Genomic DNA, 21,664 nt, shown 5'->3' with positions numbered 1-21,664 from the left:
TGATAACGACGGTCTGGGAATGGCCGATGATTAATAAACAAAGAAGAGTTATCGGAAGTGATCCGATAACTCTTCTTGTGTATCAAGGGGATATCCAAACCATATCTAAGCCAGCCACAACTTCTCTTGCCCAGGTTGCTCGTCCAGGAACTCCTCATATTGCGGCTGAACAGGCGCATGGATTTGAGTTGGAGCCGGCTCTGGCGTCGGCTGCAGATAAGCCTCGTCCACATACATGATTCTGCGTTGAACCTGCATCAATCCATTCACGACGCGAAGCGCGACCCAGAACAACACCAGGCCAATGCCTTCGGAGAGCAGATACTGCTGATTATAGGTCCAATCGATATGGAAATACGTGAATAGGGTGTTTTCCAAAATATCCAGCTTCATTTCATTCATCAGAATGATATGCACGACGGGAAGGGCAATAAAGCCGATCCCTAGGGCAAGGGCCGTAACCATCACCGCAAAGAAGACGATGCCGGTGATGAAACGAAGGATCACGAGCATCAGATTTCGGAAGAACAACTCCCCGTCAAACCCCTTCACCATACGCATAAACCAATTCTGTCCAGCCTCTGCTTGTGCGTAGTTTGGAACTGCCGCGGGCGGAACCGGCAACCTTAAAATATGCCGAATCAGACTTTGCTCAAAGCTCACAATCCCATTCAACAGCTTGGCCATTCCAAAAAACATCGGGATCCCGATAAACACCGGAGTCAACGCAATGGAAAGGGCCAGCCCCGTAATCGCTAACGTCAAATAGATGATCCCCAACGGGAGAGAGAGCAAGAGATAGAGCATCGTTGCATAGGTCTTGGGATTAAACAGCGCCCAATTCACCTTCCCCACTTTCGCCACATTCGTCGCTTCTACTGCTTTCACTTTCAAACACTCCTTTACCTTCATCAGTCACGCGCAAAGTTTATAAACCCATTATAACTACCGTATTGGCGCGATATAACCGTCTTAGGTGGTGTTTGGAAGCTAGACTTTAGGCTAGGGCGATTCGAAAATAAAAGAGGCGAACCGTGGAACTGAAATCCACCATCCGCCGCCGTGCAATTAGCCCAAGAATGCGATAGAGCGCTTTACTTTTTTGGCAAAATCAATCGGATCATCAATGGATTCCCAGTGAACATACATCAGCCGCGGACTATCAAAGAGCCAGTGATTGTGAACCGCCGTTACTTTAATCCCGTTTTTGCGCAAATTGGTTAACAACCGATTAACCTGGCTTTGGAAGAGAGCCGTTTCCCCCAAACAAAGGGCACGACCTGAGCGATCCAATGACTCAAACGAGAACAGTTGATAACGGATCAACGGGGAAGTCGTTTTTCTCCCCAATATTGCAGCATTAATTCTTCGATTTCGGCTGACAAAACAAACGGGCCCTTTGGTGATTTCATGCTCCGTTCCACCTAAAATGCTAGAAAACTCGTTACACAGTCTTCGAAAACGAGGACTTGCCTTCACTTGTGCCGCCATTGCATTCATCCTTTCCATTCATCCGATAATCAAATCACGAAACAAAGCCGGACTAACCCAAAAAGGCAATTGAAGCTTTGGTTTTTCTAGCAAATTCAATAGGATCCGAGACCGCCTCCCAGTGGATATACATCAACCGTGGGTTTTCCTTCAGCCAGTGGTTATGAACGGCTGTCACTTTGATCCCCCGCTTCCGGAGGTTCGTGATCAAGCGGTTGACCTGATTCTGATGCAAGGCCGTCTCCCCCAGACAAAGCGCGCGCCCCGACTTATCCAGCGATTCAAACGAAAACATTTGCATCTGAACCAAAGGAGACCGCGTTCTTCTTCTCAAGATCGACTCGCGCAGATTCGTCATCCGCGTAACAAAACAGACCGGACCTTCTTCGATCTCGGATTCGCCGCCCAAGATTTTGCCGAATTGGTTACACAGTCTTCTGAATTGAGGACTTACCTTCCCATGTGCCGCCATAGACATCCTCCTTATATCAATATCAAGACATCCTATGTCAGAAAGAAATCATATGCATAGACATTTACTCTTGCTGAACAAATAAAAAAAGCACCCAAAAAGGTGCTTGATAAACCGTAATTAGCATCGCCTTAGTTCGCGTCAGGCTGCTGCCGTTCCGCGTTTCCATAACCCAACCGTGAAGATCAACAAAATCAGTACCTGGGCCGAAACTACCACCAAAGCCGTTTGGTCGAAGACCATCTCCGTGCTGAAGGAAAGGAAGTTATGGACCGCATGCCACACGATGCCAATCCAAAGGCTGCGGGTAATACTGATGATGAGTGCCAGTACAAGACCAACAAGAAATGCAAAGACAATCTGTAGCAACACCTCGACCGGATTGGTTCCGCTCAGGGCGTTGGCGGCATGCAGCACGCCAAAGACAACGGACGAGCCGATCACGGCCTGTTTACGGGTTAATCGGGATAGGAAGGAAAAGGACAATCCTCGAAAATAAAGCTCCTCGTTGAAGCCTACCATAATGGTGAACAGAGCAAGCACGGCGTATTCGGCCCCCGGACGGGTATACGCGTCGGGACCGTAGGCGACGAGCGGAATGACCTCCAACAGCAACAACGGCACGCCTAACCAAATGGAGCGTACGCTACCCGAGGCAGGGCGGCGAAAGCCGATCTCTTCAGCCGAAATCCGGGAACGGCGCAACAACCACAGGCCCACCAAGATGGATAAAACCACGGACGCTGTCATGACGAGGTACGCCGGAACTTCCGCTAATTCGGTAACTTGAGCCGCCGCGGAGCCGACAGCGGTCAGGAAGGTGCAGATCAGTGCCGCGATGACAGCGGCAAGATAAGGATGTTTGGTGATGAATTTCTCGGACATGGTTAAAGCTCCTCGCCTTTTTTTTTGAGTACAACCAGCAAGCCTTTAAATATGCTGCCTAACACGTCTCGTGCCTCCCCGTCGTCCATCGTGCTGCTATTCGTGGCGACCAAAGAAGCAATTCCGTGGGTCGTATACCAGATCCCGGCATATAACCTCCGCGCTAAATCGGGCGAAAGTCCGGTCATGCTCCCGATCATCGCAATCACCTGTTCGTCGCCTTCGGTGGAGCCGGCAATCTCGGTCACCTTCTCCTGCTGCAGCCGGTTCGACATAAACAGAAGCTGGAATAGCTTTTTTTCCGTCCGTGCAAACCGGATATACGCGAGACCCATCTCCAGAAAGCCGTTCCCGCCGCCCTGCATCGCCTCCAGCATCGCCGTGTTGTAGAGATGCTCCGCATAGGCGGATATCGCTTCCCTTAATTCTTCCATCGAAGCAAAGTGGCTAAAAATCGGCTGCGTGGAAGTGCCCAGCTTCTTCGCGACGTTTCGCGCATTGACGGCATCCATTCCCTCTTCACGCAACAGCTCCAGCGCCGCATCCAATACGATCTCCCGCGTCACCTTCGGTTTCGGGGGCATATGGTTTCCTCCTTGTTTCCGTTAAATAACAATTGTTATATTACGTATGTTATTTTATATTCAGCCCTATGTCAATGATATTTTTTCGGTTTGCGGGCCCTCCCGTCAACACCCTCATTTCCTTATCTCCCTCGTTTTTTCAGCTGAAACCTTCAGTTTCCTTTTTTCCAGATACCTCTGATAAAACCAAATGGAAACCGTTAACCAGCTGCCGCTTGCTAAGAATCCACCAAGAACATCACTTGGATAATGTACGCCTAAATAGATACGGCTGACTCCAATTGCGGTGATCATCATGATGCTAATTATGATTAACAATCCACGGCCAACGGGTGTTGATATATGGCGCCAGAGTAAATAGGCGAGAATTCCATACAAACTAAAAGCAGCCATAGAGTGTCCGCTGGGAAAACTAAACCCGTTTGCATTTACAATTCGATGTAATGTGGGACGGGCACGATGAAAGATAACCTTTAATGTTTCGTTTAAAAGAGCTGAACCGACGACCACAGATGCAAATAAAATCAACTCTCTACGGTGATGTAAAACTTGATATAGAAAAAACAGAACAATTATTGTAAGAACGACGACGGGAATTTCTCCGCCGATAAAGGTAAAGAATCTCATGATATTCGTAAGTGCAGGTGCTTCTCGTCCTTGAACCAAAGAAGTAATTACGCTGTCAAATTGGTTTATCTTTTGATCGGATACCAGCAGGGCTACGATTCCAAATCCTAAAGCGCTCAGAAGGCTTATAAAAAAGGCGCGGGTTAGCTGTAACTTTAAATTCACTTTTAAACAGACTCCTCTTTTACTGGGCTCCTTTTTGCTGCCCTTTGAATTGTTGACCGTTCCTGAGATGGTCGCCCCCCCAACCACCTTAATCTGTGCATTTTTAGGAAAAATACCCTTGAACGATATGCGTTCAAGGGTATTTCGGAATCGTATTCGTGATCTTAGCCAATAGTCACCTTGGAAAGTAGAGAAAGTTCTGCTTTCTATTTTGCAATCTGGCAGATCAAGCTTCGCGCCTCCGAATCAGCTCCTTCTCCAGACTCTCTCTTCCTCGGTTCATCGCCCAAAAATGATTCGAGGTGAAGAGCGGTTTCAGGATTGGCGAGAACAGTTTGAGTAAAGGCTTCTCGGCGTTCACGTACCAATCAAACTGTACGTTCACGTATTCCCCATCCTGCTCGAACCGCCATGTCCCGTGACCGACCAAGTCGCCCGAAGACTTTAAGGCGATAGAATGCGGCGCTTGTTCCGCCGTCTTGCATGACCTCCAACGAAGCTTGTAGGGCAACTTGCCTCTGGAGAGAATTTCATAGACCTCGTTGCCCGTCTCCTTGTCGGTACCTCCCGTTTGAATCTTCAAGTACACTTCGGGCCACCAGCGTTGATAGTCCAAGAAGTCGGAGCAAATCTCATAGATTTCCCAGATGTTCCCCTTTACCCGCCAGTGGGTCGGCATGTAATATTCGTTCGCAGCCATGGCTTAGTTCATCCCCTCCAACAGTTGTTCGATTTCAGGACTTAACGAGATCGCTCGCAAGAGGACGGTCAACACTTCGGCCCGGGTAGCGCTCTGATTCGGGCCGAATGCATTCTCGCTCCGGCCATTGATAATGCCAGCATTCGCGGCTAGCCGAATCTGATCCTTGGCCCACGTAGGTTCAATATCCTGCAGATTCACCGTCTTCTCCTGCTTCACCTCCGCCAAATTGACAATCCTGGCGAGGATCGCAATCATCTCGGCGCGCGTGATGTTTCGATCGGCATGGAACATGCCGTCCTCGTAGCCCTTGATGATGCCGTTACTGGCCAGTATAAGTACTGCATCCCTCGCCCAGCTGTTCTCAATATCGGTAAAGCCAGGCGTTGCTGCGGTGCCTTGGGCAAGCGGGAACAGCCTTACGAGCATCGAAGCGAATTCTCCTCGCGTGATGATGGCATCCGGCTTGAAAGCCCCGTCGCCGTATCCTTGAACAATCCCGAGTCTTGCGAACAAGCGGATGCTATCCGCTGCCCAGTGGTCTTCCGTATCCGGAAAGACGGGAACATTCGCATGGCGAGGATCGTTGAATTTGGCGGTCAGAAACTCCAGCATCGTATGGATCGCTACCGCGTCATTCACGTCGATCGGAGGTCGGCCGGGAACGACATGGAGTACCGCAGGCTTCTCTGGCGGCTGCGTTGTCGGGTCCGTCGGCGTCGTTGGTCTCGTCGGTGTTGCCGGTGCTGTCGGTGTTGTCGGGTTCGTTGGTGTTGCCGGGCCCGGCGGCGTTGACGGACCCGTTGGCGTTGTCGGGGTATCCCCGCCGCCAGATTGACGCTTGTAGATCGTGACTTCTTGGCTTCCGATGACCCCGGAGCCATCCTGAGCCGCCGCCTGAACCGTCACGGTGCCGGCATGTTCCGCCTTCAGCAATCCATTCTCATCAATGACCGCCTTACCGGTACCGCCTTGGATTGACCACGATACCTGCTTGTTCGTGGCATCGTCCGGATTCACGCGGGCGGTCATTTGCAGCGTGCCACCTTCATAAACGGAGGAGGTGACGCTTGTCACCGTAATGCTGGCAACCGGGATCGTGACCACCGGTTCCGAAGCCCTCGTGATCGTAACCCGATAAGCTTTGGTCGTTCCATTATCCGCTATTACGAATAGCGTTACGGGGTTGGAGCCCACATTCAGGTGGACCTCTATAGGATGACCGGACTCAACTATATTCCCGTTGACGGTTATGGTCGCCGCCAGATCAGATACTTCAGGCACGATCGTGACGCTGCTCGTCGCATGTCCGACCTCGGCAGTATAGCTGGTAACCTCCGCTTGGAACTGAGGCGTTAGATCACCGACGCTCAGCGTCAAGCCCGCTAAGTTGGCATCCGAGCTTGGATTTGAGCCAGACATCGGCTTAACCCGAATCGATACCGTTGCCAGTTCCGCACTCGATCCATCAAGGATCGCCGATAGCTCGACTATGGTTGTCTCGGTTACCTGCGGAGCTTTCCAAATGGTTTCGAAAGTGCCGTTTTCATCGGTTACCACCGTTGCCATGTCGGTCTCCGTCAGGATCCACTTGCCTCCGTTCGGGCTGCTCAAGTGAACGGAGAGGTTCGCTTGAGGCGTATCGTCTTCATCCACAACCGTACCGGAAACCCGGATTTCCTCGCCGCTTGACACCACATTGCTGAACGCGAACAGCTGGATCGCGAGCTGCTTGTTCTCCCACTTGGCGTATAAGGTCATGTCCCCGGCAACCGTATCCTGTTCGAAGTTCCATGGTGTCGCATAGCTCGGGTCCTTGTACCAACCGGCAAATCGATACCCATCCTTGCCCGGCGTCGGCGGCTCAGTTAGATTAGCCCCCTCGCTGGCGGTCGTCGCAGGAATGGCCGTTCCCCCGTTTGTCTCATACGAAACGGAATATTGCACAGGCGCAGGTTCCCATACGGCATAGAGCTTCACAATTCCGCGTACGAGCTTGAATTTATAGCTTTTACCCGCCTCATGGAAATTTCCGCTTCCATCGTTCCCCGTATTCCATCCTTGAAAAGTAAATCCCGTTCTCTTTAAGCTCCCACCCGGCTGAATCACCATCGATGAATAATAACTGTAATGCGTATTGTCGACCGGCGCTTCCCCTTCGGTTTGCCCGTTGCCGTCATATTCGACGCGGACATCGCTCGTTTCATAAGGGAACCCGTTTGAAGTCGCATAATTGACCATGTCTCGGTCGCCAACGGCCGGGAAGATGAGCTTGACTCCATTTTGCGTCCCTCCGAACACTTCGTCCCCCAGCCTCAAGGTCGCAGGCAGGATCACTTGAGTGAGCCTGTTATTATTAAAGGCATTCGTATCCAAGTAAGTTGTCGTCCCCGGCAGAATGATGGAAGACAACCGATTCTCGGAGAACGCGCCGAACCCAATCTCTTGCAGACCGTCTTCGGCGAACATTACATTCTCCAGAAGATTGTTATAGAACGCATAATCATCCACCTGGGTAACGCCGCTTGGGATCGTAATCGAAGTTAACCGATTATTCTCGAAAGCACGGCTGTTTACGGAAGTTAAGCCATCCGGCAGCATCACCGCCGTCAGCTCCTCGTTCGCAAAAGCACCCTCTCCGATCTCCATCACGACATAGCCGTCGATCGTCTCGGGAATGACCACATTCGAATCCGTTCCTTTGTACCTCGTAATCACAATCCCGCTGCCGTCGTCTTTCAGACGGTAGGTATAATCTCCGCTGGTCATCGTATCGGCTCTGCGGACATGCAGCGTATACGTCTGCGTGTGGAGTCCGTCCCCCGCGGTGACGACGATCGGGATCAAGTTCAACCCGGCTTGCAACGGTACCCGGACGGCTGAACCGCTGGCGGCAGGCATATGGTTAATGCTCAGCGTGGACAGATCGCTGGCTGTGCTTGCCGTCACGCCGATACTCGTGACGACATGGCTGACGTCCGCAACGGTGTAATTGTACGTGTCGCCCGAGAATTCCGGACTGAGCGTCATGGAATCTAGCGACAAGCCGCTTAACCGGGCATTGGATTTCTCCGATGGGACGACCTGAAGCGTCCGGTTGTCCATCACGTCGGTCGTACCGTCTACGCTCGCCGTGATGGTTACGGATTCAGGATCCGTGACCCAAGGAGCCGTCCATTCCGCGGTAAAACTGCCGCTCGCATCCGTTGTCACAGACACGTCGCTGCCCTCCGTGAGCTTCCATATGCCCCTCGTGCTATTCAGATTCACGACGGCGTTCGCAACAGGCGAGTCGTTCTCGTCTCTCACCACGCCGGTTACCGTCAGGGTATCGCCGCCCGTCACATTCACGTTATCTGCCGCCAGCTCTAGTGAAGCGATCGCTGCCGATCCGTTCCACTTCCATTTCGCATACAACGTTATATCTACGAAGACGTTATCCTGGGCGAAGTCCCATGGCTGCGAGTATCCGATGTCCTGATACCATCCGTCAAAGGCATATTCCGCCCTCGTCGGCACCGGAGGTTCAGTTGCTTGTTCTCCGTAGGCAACCGTTTGGGATGCGACGGACGTTCCCCCTCTCGTATCGAACGTTACTTGATAGGTACTCGTCTCCCAGTTGGCATACAAGGTCAAGTTCCCGTACGGAAAGCCATAAATAATCGGATAGTTGCCGCCGAAGTAACTCGTCCCGCTTCCATCCGGCATCGTATTCCATCCTTTGAAGGTATAACCGTCCTTCGTTAACGAACCTTGATCCGGGACCGCAAACTGTTTATAGCACACATAAGGCGTCGATGAGGGAGGTGTGCCCCCTGTGCTGCCGTTCCCGTCATAGGTAATCCCATATTTGCAAGGGATGATCTGGAGACCGTATTTGCTAGCATGGTTTTGAACCGATACGTCGCCGGCGAGCGGAACATAGATCGCAACATTCGGATTCAGACCGAATACGGGATACATATCCCCGCTGCCCAAATCGACATTCGGTGGGATCGCAACATTGCCCAATTGATTGCTCTCGAAGGCATTGACGTGGATGGCGATTACCGATTTGGGGATTTGAAGCGTCGTTAATTGATTGTTGGCGAAGGCATAATCCTCAATTCGAGTCAGTCCTTCCGGAAGGGCAACGCTGGCCAGACGATTATGCTGGAATGCGCCCATTCCGATGGAATTCAGGCTGCCGGGAAGCGTTAGGCTTTCCAACTGATTGTTCTCGAAGGCATAGGCACCCAGGAAGGTTAAGTTTTCAAGCGTAACGCTTTGTAGAAGGTTTTTTTGAAAAGCCCCTTTACCGAGGTACGTTACGCCGGGAATCTCGATCGTGGTCAAGCGATTGTCTTTGAAGGCATAATCGTAAATCTCCGCAACGCTCAGCGGGATCGCGGCGTGGGATAATTGGTTGGACTCGAAGGCATTGTTGCCAATGTACGTAACGCCATCCGGAATCGTGAGGTCTGTAAGCTGATTGCGGTAAAAGGCGAAGCTCTCGATTCTTGTAATGCCGATCGGGATCGTAACGCTGGCAAGTCCAGCGTTGGACAATGCGCTACTTCCGATAACGGTGACCGCCTTGCCTTCGATCTCGCTCGGAATGACGACCTCTGTGCTTGTTCCTGTGTAACCCGTAATCGTGACCGTGTCATCCGATTGCACCACATAAGTAAAATCGTTGTCCTGAATTTCCTCTGCGTGAGCCGTCGGCAGGGACAAGTTACCTCCAAGCATCACGCACAACATGAACAAGGTAAAAATTCGGCGCATAATTCTCCTCCAATTAAGATTGATCCATTGTCTATTAATGTAGAATAATCAATCCTATTAAAAAATCCCCCGAATGGGGGGGATTGGATGGAGTGCCTGTCGGCTATGAAATAATCTTCAACTCTTTGGCGCGCTGCAGCGCCTTCACGCGGTTATTGACGTCCAGCTTCCGAAAGACGTTCTTCAAGTGAGACTTCACCGTTTCCGAAGTGATGTGCAGCGACTCCGCAATTTGTCGGTTGGATAACCCTTCCGCCATATATTGGACGATTCGCGTCTCCTGTCCGGTCAGCAAGCCGGTTGAGGCCGGCTCCTCCTCGGAAGCCTCCTCTCGATATTTCTCCCTGATCTTCTCCCACGTTCGGGCAAATCGTTGTTTCGTCACCGGCTTCATTAAGTAGTCTAAAGCGTTCACTTCGAACGCTTGTACCGCATAATCGTCAAAGCCCGTGACGAAGATGACGGATAGGCAAGGATCCTGCTCCAGCAATAATCGGGACAACGACATCCCGTCCACTTCCGGCATGGAGATATCGAGGAAAGCCACTTGAATGGGGTTGGCTCGCACATACTCATAAGCTTCGCGCGGAGTCAGAAACGTGCCGCATACTTCGAGGTCCTCATATTCGGCAAGCAGATGCTGTAGCCCTCGCACCGACAAAGCTTCATCGTCTACGATCATCGCTCTTATCATCCAACTTCCTCCTGTCTGACGGATAGGGGAGCTCGAAGAACACCTTCGTTCCGACTCCAACCGCACTTTTGACTTGCAAGCTTGCATCGTATAGCAGCTTGATTCGTCGTGCTATGTTTCTCAGCCCGATTCCTCTGCGCCCCGAATCCGAACCAAGCACTTCTTGCCGCTTCGCCTCGCTCATTCCGCATCCGTTATCTTCGACGCTGAACCGAAGCTTCCCGTCCACTTCCCGAACCGAGATTTTGACCATGCCGCCTCTTACGCTAGACATCAAACCGTGCTTGATCGCATTCTCGACCAAGGGCTGCAAGATGAGCGGAGGAATGAGGCGATTCGAATCAGCCTCGATTTCGTACTCGATAGCCAACCGGTCGCCGAATCGTGCTTTTTCAATGTTGACGTAAGCCTGGGTCAATTCCAACTCGTTCTCCAATGTCGTGAACGTGTCCATTTGCTTGAAGTTAAGCCCGGATCTGAGATATTGAGAGAGGTCCAGCGTAAGCTGTTTCGCCTGTGGGGGGTCTTCTACGCAGAGAACGGCTATCGAATTCAGGGCGTTGTTTAGAAAATGTGGCTGAATCTGCGAACGTAAAAAAGCGATCTCTGCATCTTTGGCTTCCGCCAGCCGCTGTTGATTTTTCACGATCGTCTCCTTCACCGTCTCATTCAACGCAACGAAGACCAGCACGACGGCCACCATAACCAGGGTGTATAGAAGTATAGAGCTCAAGAACGTATCGAATAAGCCAATAAAGAGGGCCATTGAAAGAAAACTGCAAATGCAATAGCTAACTGTTAGACCTGTCGCGATCAACAGCCTTTGGTTCTTATTCGCTTGCAGGAATCGGGACTGGAAAAATAGGAAGATCGGGATGCACATAAATACGGCCAACGTCGTCGCATAGAATCCGCCATCCATCCCAAGGTAGGAGCGGTAGAGCAGAATAAGCAAGGATAGAAACAGCGTCGTCTCGACCCCACCGTAGAACGCCCCCAGAAGCAACGGAACGATACGGATGTCGATGGATAATTGATCGGTAACGTGGACGGGAAAGGTCATGCATAACACAAGCGCGACTCCGAATAGAAGCGCCTGCGTCAGCCTGAAATACTTAAATCTTCCGAAGCCGATCGAATAAAATAATTGGAAAGCGAAAATTAACGTAACGACGAACGCTACCTGCAACAATAAGTCTTCAAGGATATTCATCACAGCCGCCCTGTATCCTTCCCATCGATTCTATTAAGCCTATTGTAAGTAATCTCTGGCTGTTTTGTCTAACAGGGGTGTTGGATGCCGAAGGCATGAAAACATCATTCAGCCCTCAAGTCATCTTAATGATTTGAGGGCTGATTTTTCGTAGATTACAAATGGGATCCCCCGCTGGCATCGATCAACTGCCCCGTGACCCACCGGCTGTCAGAGGAAGCGAGGAAAGCAGCGATATCTGCCACATCTTCCGGCTCCCCCCATCTTCCAAAAATCGAAAATTCGGCACCAAACTTCCGGCTCTCCGGATGTTCCAGCATGGCCGCGTTCATGTCCGTGGCTACGAATCCGGGCAGGATGGCATTAACCGTAATCCCGCGGGGGCCGAGCTGATTCGATAGGGAGAGAGTCAGCGCGTTCACGGCTCCCTTGGTCATGTTATAGGCGGTAACCGCCGGAAGCGAGATTCGGGTCGTGGCCGACGAGAGGTTGATGATCCGGCCGCCCTCGCGAATACGCGGCAGCGCTTTTTTCGTCACAAAGAATGGGGCTTTCAGATTGATGGCGATCACTTCATCGAAGCTCGGTTCGGTGGTCTCCTCAATCGATGTGGTAAGGGGAAGCCCTGCATTGTTTACTAAAATATCAAAGTGAGGCTCCCCCGTCCGTTCCTTTAATGCATCATCCAATCTCTCATAAAGGTTCTGCACGCCTTGCTCAGATCCCAGCTCGGAACCGATCGCAAACGCAGAACCCCCTTGCTGCTCGATTTCACGAACCGTATCTTCCGCAGCGCCGTGATTCCTAGCGTAGTGAACTGCGACTAAGGCCCCTTCTGCAGCCAATCGCAATGCGATGGCACGCCCGATCCCGCGGCTTGCGCCGGTTACCAATGCGGCCTTACCCGTCAACTTGCTCATGTCCTCATCTCCCTCAAATATTTTTCAGCGAACCCTTCGGTTTCACTAAAGTTATAACATGAGGGGGATTTCGAAATGCTGCTCTTCTATTATCCGGTGACGGGGGCTAAACCTGCGGCAACGACCACTAGAACGTCTTTCACCGTGTCTTCCGCCGAACTCTGCTGGGGATGCCTGCTCCACTCCATGGCCGATCCAAAGATGCCCCAGCTTGCGATCCGGGCGGTCGCCTCCACCGTCTTGCGCGAAACGGAGGGTTCCGCTTGTTCGCTTAACCAGGCAAATAAGAGGTCATAGAGTTCTTTTTGCATCACGAGCTCAAACAGGGTCTCATACTGACGATCCGCCAAAGACATATACGGACGCGTACAGAAGAGAAAGTCGAACACGATGAGAATCAGCATCCGCAGACTCCCGATATCGGATAAGGCCGAATTCGGCAGCTCATCCTCCAGCTTCTCCAGGAATTTCTCCCTCATCCAGCTCTCCAGAAACGTAAATTTGTCTTCAAAATGCGCATAAAACGTCGAGCGATTTACCGTCGCGTAGGCCGTAATCTCTTGTATGGTAATCGAAGAGACATTCTTCTTCTGCTCCAGCAATTCCATAAAAGCTTGCATCAGGAGCTGACGCGTTCTTTTTACACGGGGATCGTCGGGGTTCGTGAGCATGTCAGGCTTCTCCTCTCTATCAGGATAAAAACAACAAAACGAGGCGTGTGTTGGATAAGCCACGAATGCGCTCATTTATTGGTTGTAAGACCTAAATTGCTTAGATAAGATTAGCACAGACAGTGTAATCAGTGAAAGCTATAAAGTAGGTAGGATGACCAAGGAAGGACGAAACGATATGACAACAACCTGGACAGAAGAACACATCCCGGATCAGACCGGACGAGTGGCTATCGTAACCGGAGCCAACAGCGGGATTGGCTGGGAAGCGGCGCGGGCCCTAGCCAGCAAAGGGGCGACGGTCATTATGGCCTGCCGCAATGTCGCCAATGCCAACCTTGCCGCTGATCGGATTCAAGCACTCAAGCCGTCGGGCAAAGTCGTAGTCATGGCGCTCGATCTGGGGGATCTGGCCTCCGTTCGCGCTTTTGCAACGGCCTTTCGCCAGAACTACCAGCGGCTGGATCTCCTGATCAACAATGCCGGCGTGGCGCATCCCCCTTACGGGAAGACCGTACAGGGCTTCGAGCAGCAGTTTGGGACGAACCACCTGGGGCATTTTGCGCTGACCGGTCTGCTGCTGGATCAGCTCGGCGCGACGCCGGGCGCGCGCATCGTGACCGTAAGCAGTATTTCGCATCGGTCGGGAATCATCCACTTTGATGACCTGAACCTGGAACGGAATTACAAACCATCGCTCGGCTATGCTCAGAGCAAACTGGCGAATCTCCTGTTCACCTATGAGCTGCAGCGTCGGCTGGTTACCGCAGGCCAATCCACGCTAGCCGTAGCGGCACATCCGGGCTGGTCCGCGACCAATGCGCTGCGGCATTCTAATTTCATGCGACACCTGAATCCGATGTTCGCGCAGCCCCCGAAAATGGGCGTTTTGCCGACCCTTTACGCGGCCACTGCGTCAGACGTCCGAGGCGGCGATTACTTTGGGCCAAGCCTTCTCGAATTGCGTGGCTTCCCCAAGAAAGTCGAATCGAGTCCGCGCTCGCATGACGAAGCCGTCGCGCGGAGATTATGGGCGGTTTCGGAAGAGCTGACGCAGGTCAGGTATGAGTTCGGGGCGGGAAAATAAACGAATAGGTGCTTTGGAAGTTGTAACCCGCTCAGTGAGCGGGTTACAACTTTTTGACCATTCCGGCTATCATTTGTACAATATTTATAGCCGTTTGAACCGGCGACATCCGATAGGCAGGAAGAAGGAGATTCTTATGGAATACCATGTATCCATGCATGGGAATGATCAGGCAAGTGGAACAATGGATCAACCCTTTCGTACGATATCACGCGCTGCGGCTCTTGCCATGGCTGGGGATACGGTTATCGTTCATGCCGGAGTATACAGGGAATGGGTGAACCCGGCCAATGGAGGAACAGAGGAGCATCGAATCCTCTATCGATCCGCAGGCGACGGGGAAGTCGTCATAACAGGCGCTGAACGGATTACCGACTGGAAGTCTGAGGGGGGCCATGCTTGGAGTACAGAAGTACCTAACTCCCTGTTTTCCGTTCGTAATCCCTTTGAAGAGGAGCTCCGTGGAGACTGGGTGTTTGACGGGCCCTTCCCGGTTCATCTCGGGGATGTCTATTTGGATGGCAAATCTCTGTATGAATGCGATCGTGTTGAGAAGGTTCACCAGCCCAAAATTTGGCCCGAAGCCAAATATCCCAAAGACTCCCTGTTAACGTGGTATGCCGAGGTTGGATCTGCAACAACCAAGATCTGGGCCAATTTTGGCGGAAAAGATCCTCGTAAAGAAAATGTAGAAATCAATGTCCGTCCTTATTGCTTCTGGCCTGAGAAACCCGGACTTAACTACATAACTGTAAGCGGATTCACGCTTCGTCAGGCCTCTCCACAATGGGCGCCGCCTACGGACTACCAGGAGGGTTTGATCGGACCTCACTGGAGCAAGGGTTGGATTATTGAAAACAATCTCATCAATGAATCCAAATGCGTGGGGATCAGCCTGGGTACCGAAGTCGGTACGGGTCACGCTAAGTCTTCCGGGAAGCATATTAAGGGTGGTACGCAACGTGAGCAGGAAGTTATTTTGCGCGCCTTACGCTCCGGCTGGCATAAAGATCGAGTTGGCAGTCACATCGTTCGAGGTAATGTGATTCATGATTGCGAACAGGCAGGTATCGTGGGCCATATGGGGGCCGCCTTCAGCCGTATTTATCAGAACCGGATTTACAATATTCACCACAAACGGCTCAGACACGGTGCCGAAGTCGCAGGAATTAAACTGCATGCTTCCCTGGATACTCAAATTTGTGAAAATATCATCTATAGCTGTTACCGTGCGCTTTGGCTTGATTGGCAGGCACAGGGCACCCGCATCAGCCGCAATGTATTTTTTGACAACCTATCAGAAGACTTGTTCGTTGAGGTTTGCCATGGTCCGTATCTAGCGGATCACAATCTGTTCCTCTCTCCTATGAATTTTCGGAATATGGCGCAGGGCGGAGCCTTTGTCCATAATTTATTTGCAGGCCGATTTGTCGTTCGTTCCGAGATTACCCGTACTACGCCGTATCACTTCCCTCACGAGACGGCAATGGCAGGGTACTCCAATATCACCGGGGGCGATGACAGGTACTACAACAACATCTTTTTGGGGGATGAGGGTGCGAATCAGGAGCCGGTTCCCATCACCTTTTTCGAGCATCTCCCGCTTAAACCAAGGGATGAAGTTGGAGAGAACGGGAAGACGGTCATGGATGGGGTTCCGGACGATTCCATCTGCTATCTGCATGCTGTGGGACTGGGAGGCTACGACAACCATCCTGATGCAAAAGATAAGAAATGGTGGGAATATACCAAAGAGGAGCTTGCTGAGCTAGGCGATGCCGCAAAGGATTTCTTAATCGGAAATGCCGTTCTTCCGGTGGCTATGGGTGGAAATGTGTATCTTAACCATGCAGTTCCAGGCAGTCATGAGCCCCATGCGAAAATCTATGCGCAGAAGGGCATCACCGTTCAGGTTCATCCTGCGCAAGGCCGCGTGCAAATTAAGGTCCATGCGCCCGAACTGCTTCGAGGAGCCTCTGCCCTATTGGTGACCACCGACCTGCTTGGCAAGACTTATCACGCCGAGATGAAGTATGAGGAGCCGGACGGCACTCCTTATCGTTTCGACTCCGACTTTTTCGGGACAAAGAGACCTGATGCAGATGTCACACCCGGTCCGTTTGAATTGACCGAAGAGGGTCGCTTTGACTTTGAATTTTAGATAGAAGAAGGGCCCGACCGTTAGGTCAGGGCCTTTATTATACATATGGAGGCAAGGGGTGCAGTGACATTATTGAAGTCAGATATCACCCTGAAAATAAAACAAGACCAGCACGAGGCAGCTCCTGGACAGAACCACAACACCAGTCTTTGAGGCTATTATACAATATCAGATATTGATGTCAACCCTTTTACAAAAATGAGACCAGCACGAGGCAGCTCCTGGACAGAACCACAACACCAGTCTCACTACATATATAACCCACTTGGAATGAAATTATTCTATCCTCTTGTCAATAAGCGTAATGGAATTTTGTAAATCCCATGCAGTTGTTGATCGCCATGAGGAGAGGGAACTAAACAAGTTCGTGATTGAATTTTAGAATATAATTCATTAACCCAAGTTGAGAAAGGGTCCATTGTAGTTGCCCCGACACAAAGTTCATGGTATTTTCTGATGACACCTGCGCATAAATCAGCAAGTTGTATACCTTCTTCTACCTTTGAACTTACAAAGAATGCCGATTCCACAATTGAAGTGCAGTTATTTCCTTCCCCAGAGCGGAATAAATAGTTTTTCATTTTGTGAGAGATTAACATGTCGTTCCCCTCATCCTGAGAATCGAAAGAGACTATACACTTCTTCCCCCGCATATAGGAATACCCATTAATACGTTGAAGCAAGAACCTGTAGTGATTAGGGAATGTACCTCCCTCCACTTGAAGCGGTTCTTCAGGTTTTTCCATCACTATTCCAAAAACTTTCAAGTTCATAATATTACATAGAATCTCGTTTACAACTCGATCTGCAAATACTTTATTGTTGATATTTTTAGTAATTGACTTTGGCTTAAGGACATTCACTGCTTTAAGTTCCACATCATGACGCCCGTACAAATCCATTTTGATATTGTACATTCGCTGCATGATATTCCTTACTTCATCCTTAGGGATGCATACTGCTGCAAGTACGGGGTTTTGGGTTTCATCATTCGGATGAGGAAAGCCACTCTCGTCAATATATGCTAACATACAACCCCTCCACTAAACTGATATCAATAGAGTACTATATATACCAAAAATATCAAAGAAAAAAGACACCTGACCCGGTGTCTCTTCTAATAAGCGGTATAGAGGCGAAGGGCGTCGAGCAAAATGATGATTGGCGCTAATCAGAGGAAGGATTCATTTAATAGCTTCCTTGCCTGCCGACAAATCTGTACTTTGAGGGATGGTTATTCAACACACTTCCGCTCCGCCCGCTTTCCCTGTAAATCGAAAATGATCTCGAATTTATTCCCCTCAGCATCCTCGCGATTACGTTTGTTATCCTTAATATAGTACAGGGATGCTCCAGATTGTTTGGCTTGTTGTCGAGCACGTTGACTGGCCTTCTTAAGTATACTTTGAAGCTGTTCTCGATCGACTGCCATAACGAGGACCCCCTTCTGTTTTCTGTTCATTGCTTTACATTATTATACACAAATAAAAAAGCCATCAACCACATCATTGGCTGAAGGCTTTTCGTTTTGTTTGTAGTATGGAGGCGAAAGGTGCCGAGCCCCTGTCCGATTATGTCACCCAAGAGTCACCGTTACGTGTTTATATTCTTTATTTTTTATCCGGGATATGCTCCAACAAATCACCCGGCTGACAATCTAATGCGGAACAGATTTTATCAATGATCTCTAGTGAGACATATTCATTGGTGTTCAACTTTGCCAGAGTAGCTGATGAGATGCCCGTCATTTTTAATAACTCCAGTTTCTTTATCTCTCGGTCTATGAGTAATTTTTGTAATGGTTTATAGCTAATCATTGCTTAACCCCTCACAAGGTAGTTGAATTTTTCTTTAATTATATTGAATAAACTTTGCATAGGCAAAATTACATTTGTGTTCGCTTGACAGTAAAGTTCACTATGATAAAATAATATTTACTAAGTTAAAATTTAGTTTGTAAGAATAAAATCTTGGGAGGTGCGATTCTTGACCCATTCTATAGAAGTCTTACTTGATCCGCTCATTCGTAATCGATTAGAGACTCTATACGGTGAGCTAAAAACCAATCACTCTGATTTCAACCAAGTATTGAGTGAATCTGAACACTATATGAAGACCATCCGAGAATCCCTTCCTGACAACCTCCAGCATACGCTATTCCTTTATGAGGACACTCAAATCACCTTGCAAGCCATTCTAGAAATCAAAATATATCTGCAAGGGTTTAAAGATGCCTTGTATCTATTTAATGAATTACATATTACTAAGCCCTCAAATCATTAAAATGATTTGGGGCCTTTACGCAGCCACCGCACCAGACGTCCAAGGCGGAGAATACTTTGGGCCAAGCCATCTCGAACTACGCGGCGTCGAATCGAGCCTGCTATCGCATGACGAAGCCGCCGCGCGGCGGTTGTGGGAGGTTTCGGAGGAAATGACGGTGGTGGGGTATGGGTTTGGGGCGGGGATATGAGCGAGGTTTAATGTTCCAATCTTCAGGTACTAAATTTCATTTTTTGTTTCATATTGTAGAAATCTCGATGAATGTTGAAACAGTACGATACTTCTACACCTAACAATAAACTAACTGTCTGATTTATGAAGCAGCACCTATTCTAAAGGGCTACTTAAATAGTTCAATAGTGCTTTTGAAATACCCATATTTGCCCGTCTATCATAACCATCATACCCCGGCATAGGATTTGCTTCCAAAATTATGTACTCATTATTATTAAGCAACTTGAAATCAAAACCAATAAATTCTAATCCGGACCTATTTCTGTACTCTATGCATAATTCTTTTATACTCCTCGGAATATCGACCGGAGTAAATTTAGACCCTCCTTTTTCGTATCGGTAATCAACACCAGTGCAATCAATTCTTTCAGAAAAAAAGGTCTCTCGTAATAGGTGTGTTCTAATATCGGCTCCTGATATATACTTCTGGAAAATTACTGGGCTTTGTTTTAATAATTGGAGGTTTGGCTTCAATGCATTGTTATATTTACTTACAATTGTCTTCTCAGAACTTGCCCCTTTGAAAATAGTTTCTGAATCTGATGTAAATTTCTCAGCGTCTTGTGCTGAATTGGTTAATAAAGTTTCTGGTACATTAAATCCACATTCTTTAAGTAGATAAAGGTGCAGAAATTTTGAGGAATTACTTAAATCACTGCCCGGTCTATTGATTACCATAATCGGAATATTGCGTAAAATCAATTCCATTACCTTTAATCTCTGCAAACGAGAGAAGCGAACTTCATCTATTTCATGTTCCTGATATGGAAAAATAATTCGGGAGTATACTCCAGTTACTTTAGACTCTGGAAACTGGATTCGCATCCCAGGGTATTCAATACTACCAGTTAGTGTTGCTTCGTCCCAATGATAATTACCATGATTGAGAAATTGATATAAATCAAAGAACATGTAATGGTATCCCAATACCTTTGCTATACTGATGGTATGAACGATTGTCCTATCTGATGGAATTCCAATAAAAAGGATCACTTTTATTCACCTATCCTTTATGTTAACTCCATTAAAAGTCGCTCGTTAATCCTATCTTCGATACCATTAATCCACGAAAAAGGAGGCTTATCCAAAACCTTCACTAAAATTAGCTCATCATCATGAATTGTTAATACTAGGGCATAAAAATATATACCACTTCGAGCGAGCTGTTGACTTACTGCTTTGATTAACTTCTTGTGCTCCCCACCCTCGACATCATAACTAAAATCGTTAAGTATAGTCTCGTATCTATGACCTACACAAATATGAATTAAATATTTGTGATGTGGAGCCATTGTGTACCGAAAGTAATGTTCACTTTTCTTCTCAAACCACGCAGGGTGCACTTCATCAGTATTTATAATTCCAATTTGATTTGTCACTTCGTTTTGAATGTGAATCTCACTTTTGTTATCTTCTATGTCCCTCATCACTAACTCTAAAATAGAGGAATGTTTAAACTTTAATAATTTCAAATGCGAAGCTAAACTATCATAAGAATTTTTCCAGCCCATTAGGTTTGGTCGATTTATTACCGGTTTTTGGACAATGTAGCAGAGTGCCCACAGCAAGGCAAAGTATTCTCTGTTTGCAAAATGCTCATCACGATTAGATGGACGCTCAAAAATGGTCTCAGGCTCTCTTATAAAAATGGAAGTTTTAGTAGGATTGAGCTCTATATTTCCATCGTCCAAAATCAGGTTGATAGTACAATTACCGTCTTTATTTAGAAAAAGACTTGTTCTTGTACTTTTTAGATCATTAATAACGGTATGTTTGTAATGTTTTGATTTTAGATAGCCTTTAAAACAACAAATAAACGGATCGGTGTCTTTTCCAATTAACAGAATATGATTCATAATATTGGTTTCAAGATATCTCTTACATTATTTATTTCCCCATATTTAATTACCGTCACCCTGTTTGTTACCTCAGCTAGATTAGGCATATCGCAAGTCTCATTACCATCAGAACCTTCTTTCCCTTCACTCCCATCGGATCCCTCCTTTGATTCTTTTCCTTCACTCCCCTCACTGCCTTCGCTTCCATCACTCTTGATATCTAAATCGTTTATTTTAGTTACAGCTACATTAATTGCTTCCTCCACACTTATAGGTTGTACCCTGAGATCTCTAAGCAAATCTGGACGTAACCCTGCGTTTATAAACAAATAGCTATTATCAGAAGGCATGCTAAAACACCCCATTTTCCCTTAAAATATCATCAACTTTAAAACCATTTATAACCAAGCCTTCTACTTTTGAAGCTTCGATGTAAATGTTCTTTATATCACATTGAAGAAAACGAACATCATCTAAAGTGGCCTGGGCAAACGTTGATTTCGTAATTTTCACTCGTAAAAGTTGACAATTATTGAAATCAGATAATAAGAAGTTGGAGCCCGCAAAGCTATTTTTGTGCCAAGTAGATTGTCGAACATCAGCATTTTCGATAAACATATTTGGTTCTAAAAGCAACTCACCATTTTCAAATTGTTGGGGCAAATTCAATCCCTCCTTCGTAATATTATTTGAATCTGGTCATACATCCATTATTTGAATTTACTCGTATTTTTATTCACCCTGTTCTCCACCATCAAACTAGAACCGTTGGAAAGGTCTCTATAGTGAAATAAGCCATACCTAGATAAGGTACGGCTTTAGAATTAATTCCGCGTATTATCCTAACATCCACTCGTGACTTGTAGAAAATG

23 protein-coding genes are annotated in these 21,664 nt (G+C 48.3%); 4 read left to right on the top strand and 19 right to left on the bottom strand.

The window, feature by feature from the left end:
- Positions 1-105: 105 nt before the first annotated feature.
- From MKZ15_RS01355 to MKZ15_RS01300, 12 genes are all read right to left on the bottom strand, one after another.
- Entirely contained in the window at positions 106-888 is a 783-nt protein-coding gene (locus MKZ15_RS01355) for a sensor domain-containing protein (RefSeq protein WP_339819211.1), read from the bottom strand.
- Between the two features lie 180 nt (positions 889-1,068).
- Positions 1,069-1,500, bottom strand: coding sequence for a DUF1259 domain-containing protein (locus MKZ15_RS01350; protein WP_193417230.1), 432 nt, complete (start codon positions 1,498-1,500; stop codon positions 1,069-1,071).
- Positions 1,501-1,543: 43 nt separating this feature from the next.
- Entirely contained in the window at positions 1,544-1,963 is a 420-nt protein-coding gene (locus tag MKZ15_RS01345) for a DUF1259 domain-containing protein (protein ID WP_155606990.1), read from the bottom strand.
- 141 nt (positions 1,964-2,104) lie between these two features.
- Positions 2,105-2,848 carry a CPBP family intramembrane glutamic endopeptidase gene (locus MKZ15_RS01340; protein WP_339819208.1) on the bottom strand — a complete coding sequence of 248 codons (744 nt, stop codon included), beginning with the start codon at positions 2,846-2,848 and terminating at the stop codon, positions 2,105-2,107.
- Between the two features lie 2 nt (positions 2,849-2,850).
- Entirely contained in the window at positions 2,851-3,432 is a 582-nt protein-coding gene (locus tag MKZ15_RS01335; protein WP_339819206.1) for a TetR/AcrR family transcriptional regulator, read from the bottom strand.
- Between the two features lie 114 nt (positions 3,433-3,546).
- Complete coding sequence (locus tag MKZ15_RS01330) at positions 3,547-4,224, bottom strand: phosphatase PAP2 family protein (protein WP_339819204.1); 678 nt, start codon at positions 4,222-4,224, stop codon at positions 3,547-3,549.
- 226 nt (positions 4,225-4,450) lie between these two features.
- The gene (locus tag MKZ15_RS01325; protein ID WP_155606987.1) at positions 4,451-4,924 is read right to left on the bottom strand and encodes an SRPBCC family protein; all 474 of its coding nucleotides are present in this window, start codon (positions 4,922-4,924) and stop codon (positions 4,451-4,453) included.
- Between the two features lie 3 nt (positions 4,925-4,927).
- Complete coding sequence (locus MKZ15_RS01320; RefSeq protein ID WP_339819201.1) at positions 4,928-9,691, bottom strand: leucine-rich repeat protein; 4,764 nt, start codon at positions 9,689-9,691, stop codon at positions 4,928-4,930.
- A 103-nt stretch (positions 9,692-9,794) separates the two neighbouring features.
- Complete coding sequence (locus MKZ15_RS01315; RefSeq protein WP_339819198.1) at positions 9,795-10,385, bottom strand: response regulator transcription factor; 591 nt, start codon at positions 10,383-10,385, stop codon at positions 9,795-9,797.
- Positions 10,357-11,598 (bottom strand): histidine kinase, encoded by a 1,242-nt coding sequence (locus MKZ15_RS01310; RefSeq protein ID WP_339819196.1) that lies wholly within the window; start codon positions 11,596-11,598, stop codon positions 10,357-10,359. The genes MKZ15_RS01315 and MKZ15_RS01310 overlap by 29 nt, the downstream gene beginning before the upstream one ends.
- Positions 11,599-11,753: 155 nt before the next feature.
- A complete protein-coding gene (locus MKZ15_RS01305) occupies positions 11,754-12,518 on the bottom strand; it encodes an SDR family oxidoreductase (protein ID WP_339819194.1) in 765 nt (254 codons plus the stop codon).
- A gap of 89 nt (positions 12,519-12,607) precedes the next feature.
- Positions 12,608-13,189 (bottom strand): TetR/AcrR family transcriptional regulator, encoded by a 582-nt coding sequence (locus MKZ15_RS01300; RefSeq protein WP_339819191.1) that lies wholly within the window; start codon positions 13,187-13,189, stop codon positions 12,608-12,610.
- A gap of 178 nt (positions 13,190-13,367) precedes the next feature.
- Between MKZ15_RS01300 and MKZ15_RS01295 the strand changes: the two genes are divergently transcribed.
- Both MKZ15_RS01295 and MKZ15_RS01290 read left to right on the top strand, forming a co-directional pair.
- Positions 13,368-14,276: an oxidoreductase gene (locus tag MKZ15_RS01295; RefSeq protein ID WP_339819189.1), complete on the top strand. Its 909-nt coding sequence runs from the start codon at positions 13,368-13,370 to the stop codon at positions 14,274-14,276.
- A gap of 136 nt (positions 14,277-14,412) precedes the next feature.
- Complete coding sequence (locus MKZ15_RS01290; protein ID WP_339819187.1) at positions 14,413-16,437, top strand: right-handed parallel beta-helix repeat-containing protein; 2,025 nt, start codon at positions 14,413-14,415, stop codon at positions 16,435-16,437.
- A gap of 281 nt (positions 16,438-16,718) precedes the next feature.
- On the opposite strand, the gene MKZ15_RS01285 is transcribed toward MKZ15_RS01290, so the two are convergent.
- From MKZ15_RS01285 to MKZ15_RS01275, 3 genes are all read right to left on the bottom strand, one after another.
- A complete protein-coding gene (locus MKZ15_RS01285; protein WP_155606980.1) occupies positions 16,719-17,468 on the bottom strand; it encodes a DUF3800 domain-containing protein in 750 nt (249 codons plus the stop codon).
- A gap of 203 nt (positions 17,469-17,671) precedes the next feature.
- Complete coding sequence (locus MKZ15_RS01280) at positions 17,672-17,869, bottom strand: hypothetical protein (RefSeq protein ID WP_339819184.1); 198 nt, start codon at positions 17,867-17,869, stop codon at positions 17,672-17,674.
- A 178-nt stretch (positions 17,870-18,047) separates the two neighbouring features.
- Positions 18,048-18,254, bottom strand: a complete 207-nt coding sequence (locus MKZ15_RS01275; RefSeq protein ID WP_339819182.1) for a helix-turn-helix transcriptional regulator — start codon at positions 18,252-18,254, stop codon at positions 18,048-18,050.
- Between the two features lie 169 nt (positions 18,255-18,423).
- Between MKZ15_RS01275 and MKZ15_RS01270 the strand changes: the two genes are divergently transcribed.
- Together MKZ15_RS01270 and MKZ15_RS01265 are read left to right on the top strand one after the other, a co-directional pair.
- Positions 18,424-18,720, top strand: coding sequence for a hypothetical protein (locus tag MKZ15_RS01270; RefSeq protein ID WP_339819180.1), 297 nt, complete (start codon positions 18,424-18,426; stop codon positions 18,718-18,720).
- A complete protein-coding gene (locus MKZ15_RS01265; protein ID WP_339822588.1) occupies positions 18,686-18,910 on the top strand; it encodes a hypothetical protein in 225 nt (74 codons plus the stop codon). The genes MKZ15_RS01270 and MKZ15_RS01265 overlap by 35 nt, the downstream gene beginning before the upstream one ends.
- A 137-nt stretch (positions 18,911-19,047) precedes the next feature.
- Here the strand turns inward: MKZ15_RS01265 and MKZ15_RS01260 are convergent, their stop codons facing one another.
- The 4 genes from MKZ15_RS01260 to MKZ15_RS01245 all read right to left on the bottom strand — a co-directional run bounded on the left by MKZ15_RS01260 (position 19,048) and on the right by MKZ15_RS01245 (position 21,455).
- Positions 19,048-19,866 carry a hypothetical protein gene (locus tag MKZ15_RS01260; protein ID WP_339819179.1) on the bottom strand — a complete coding sequence of 273 codons (819 nt, stop codon included), beginning with the start codon at positions 19,864-19,866 and terminating at the stop codon, positions 19,048-19,050.
- 98 nt (positions 19,867-19,964) lie between these two features.
- The gene (locus tag MKZ15_RS01255; RefSeq protein WP_339819178.1) at positions 19,965-20,810 is read right to left on the bottom strand and encodes a hypothetical protein; all 846 of its coding nucleotides are present in this window, start codon (positions 20,808-20,810) and stop codon (positions 19,965-19,967) included.
- The gene (locus MKZ15_RS01250) at positions 20,807-21,142 is read right to left on the bottom strand and encodes a hypothetical protein (protein ID WP_339819175.1); all 336 of its coding nucleotides are present in this window, start codon (positions 21,140-21,142) and stop codon (positions 20,807-20,809) included. The genes MKZ15_RS01255 and MKZ15_RS01250 overlap by 4 nt, the downstream gene beginning before the upstream one ends.
- 1 nt (position 21,143) lies before the next feature.
- Complete coding sequence (locus MKZ15_RS01245; protein ID WP_339819173.1) at positions 21,144-21,455, bottom strand: pentapeptide repeat-containing protein; 312 nt, start codon at positions 21,453-21,455, stop codon at positions 21,144-21,146.
- Between the last annotated feature and the right edge of the window lie 209 nt (positions 21,456-21,664).

The sequence above is a fragment of the Paenibacillus sp. FSL R7-0216 genome (genome assembly GCF_037969915.1).
Classification (GTDB): Bacteria; Bacillota; Bacilli; order Paenibacillales; family Paenibacillaceae; genus Fontibacillus; species Fontibacillus rhizolycopersici.
The sequence above is the reverse complement of the archived record's forward strand: the minus strand, read 5'-3'. Positions and strand labels throughout refer to the sequence as shown.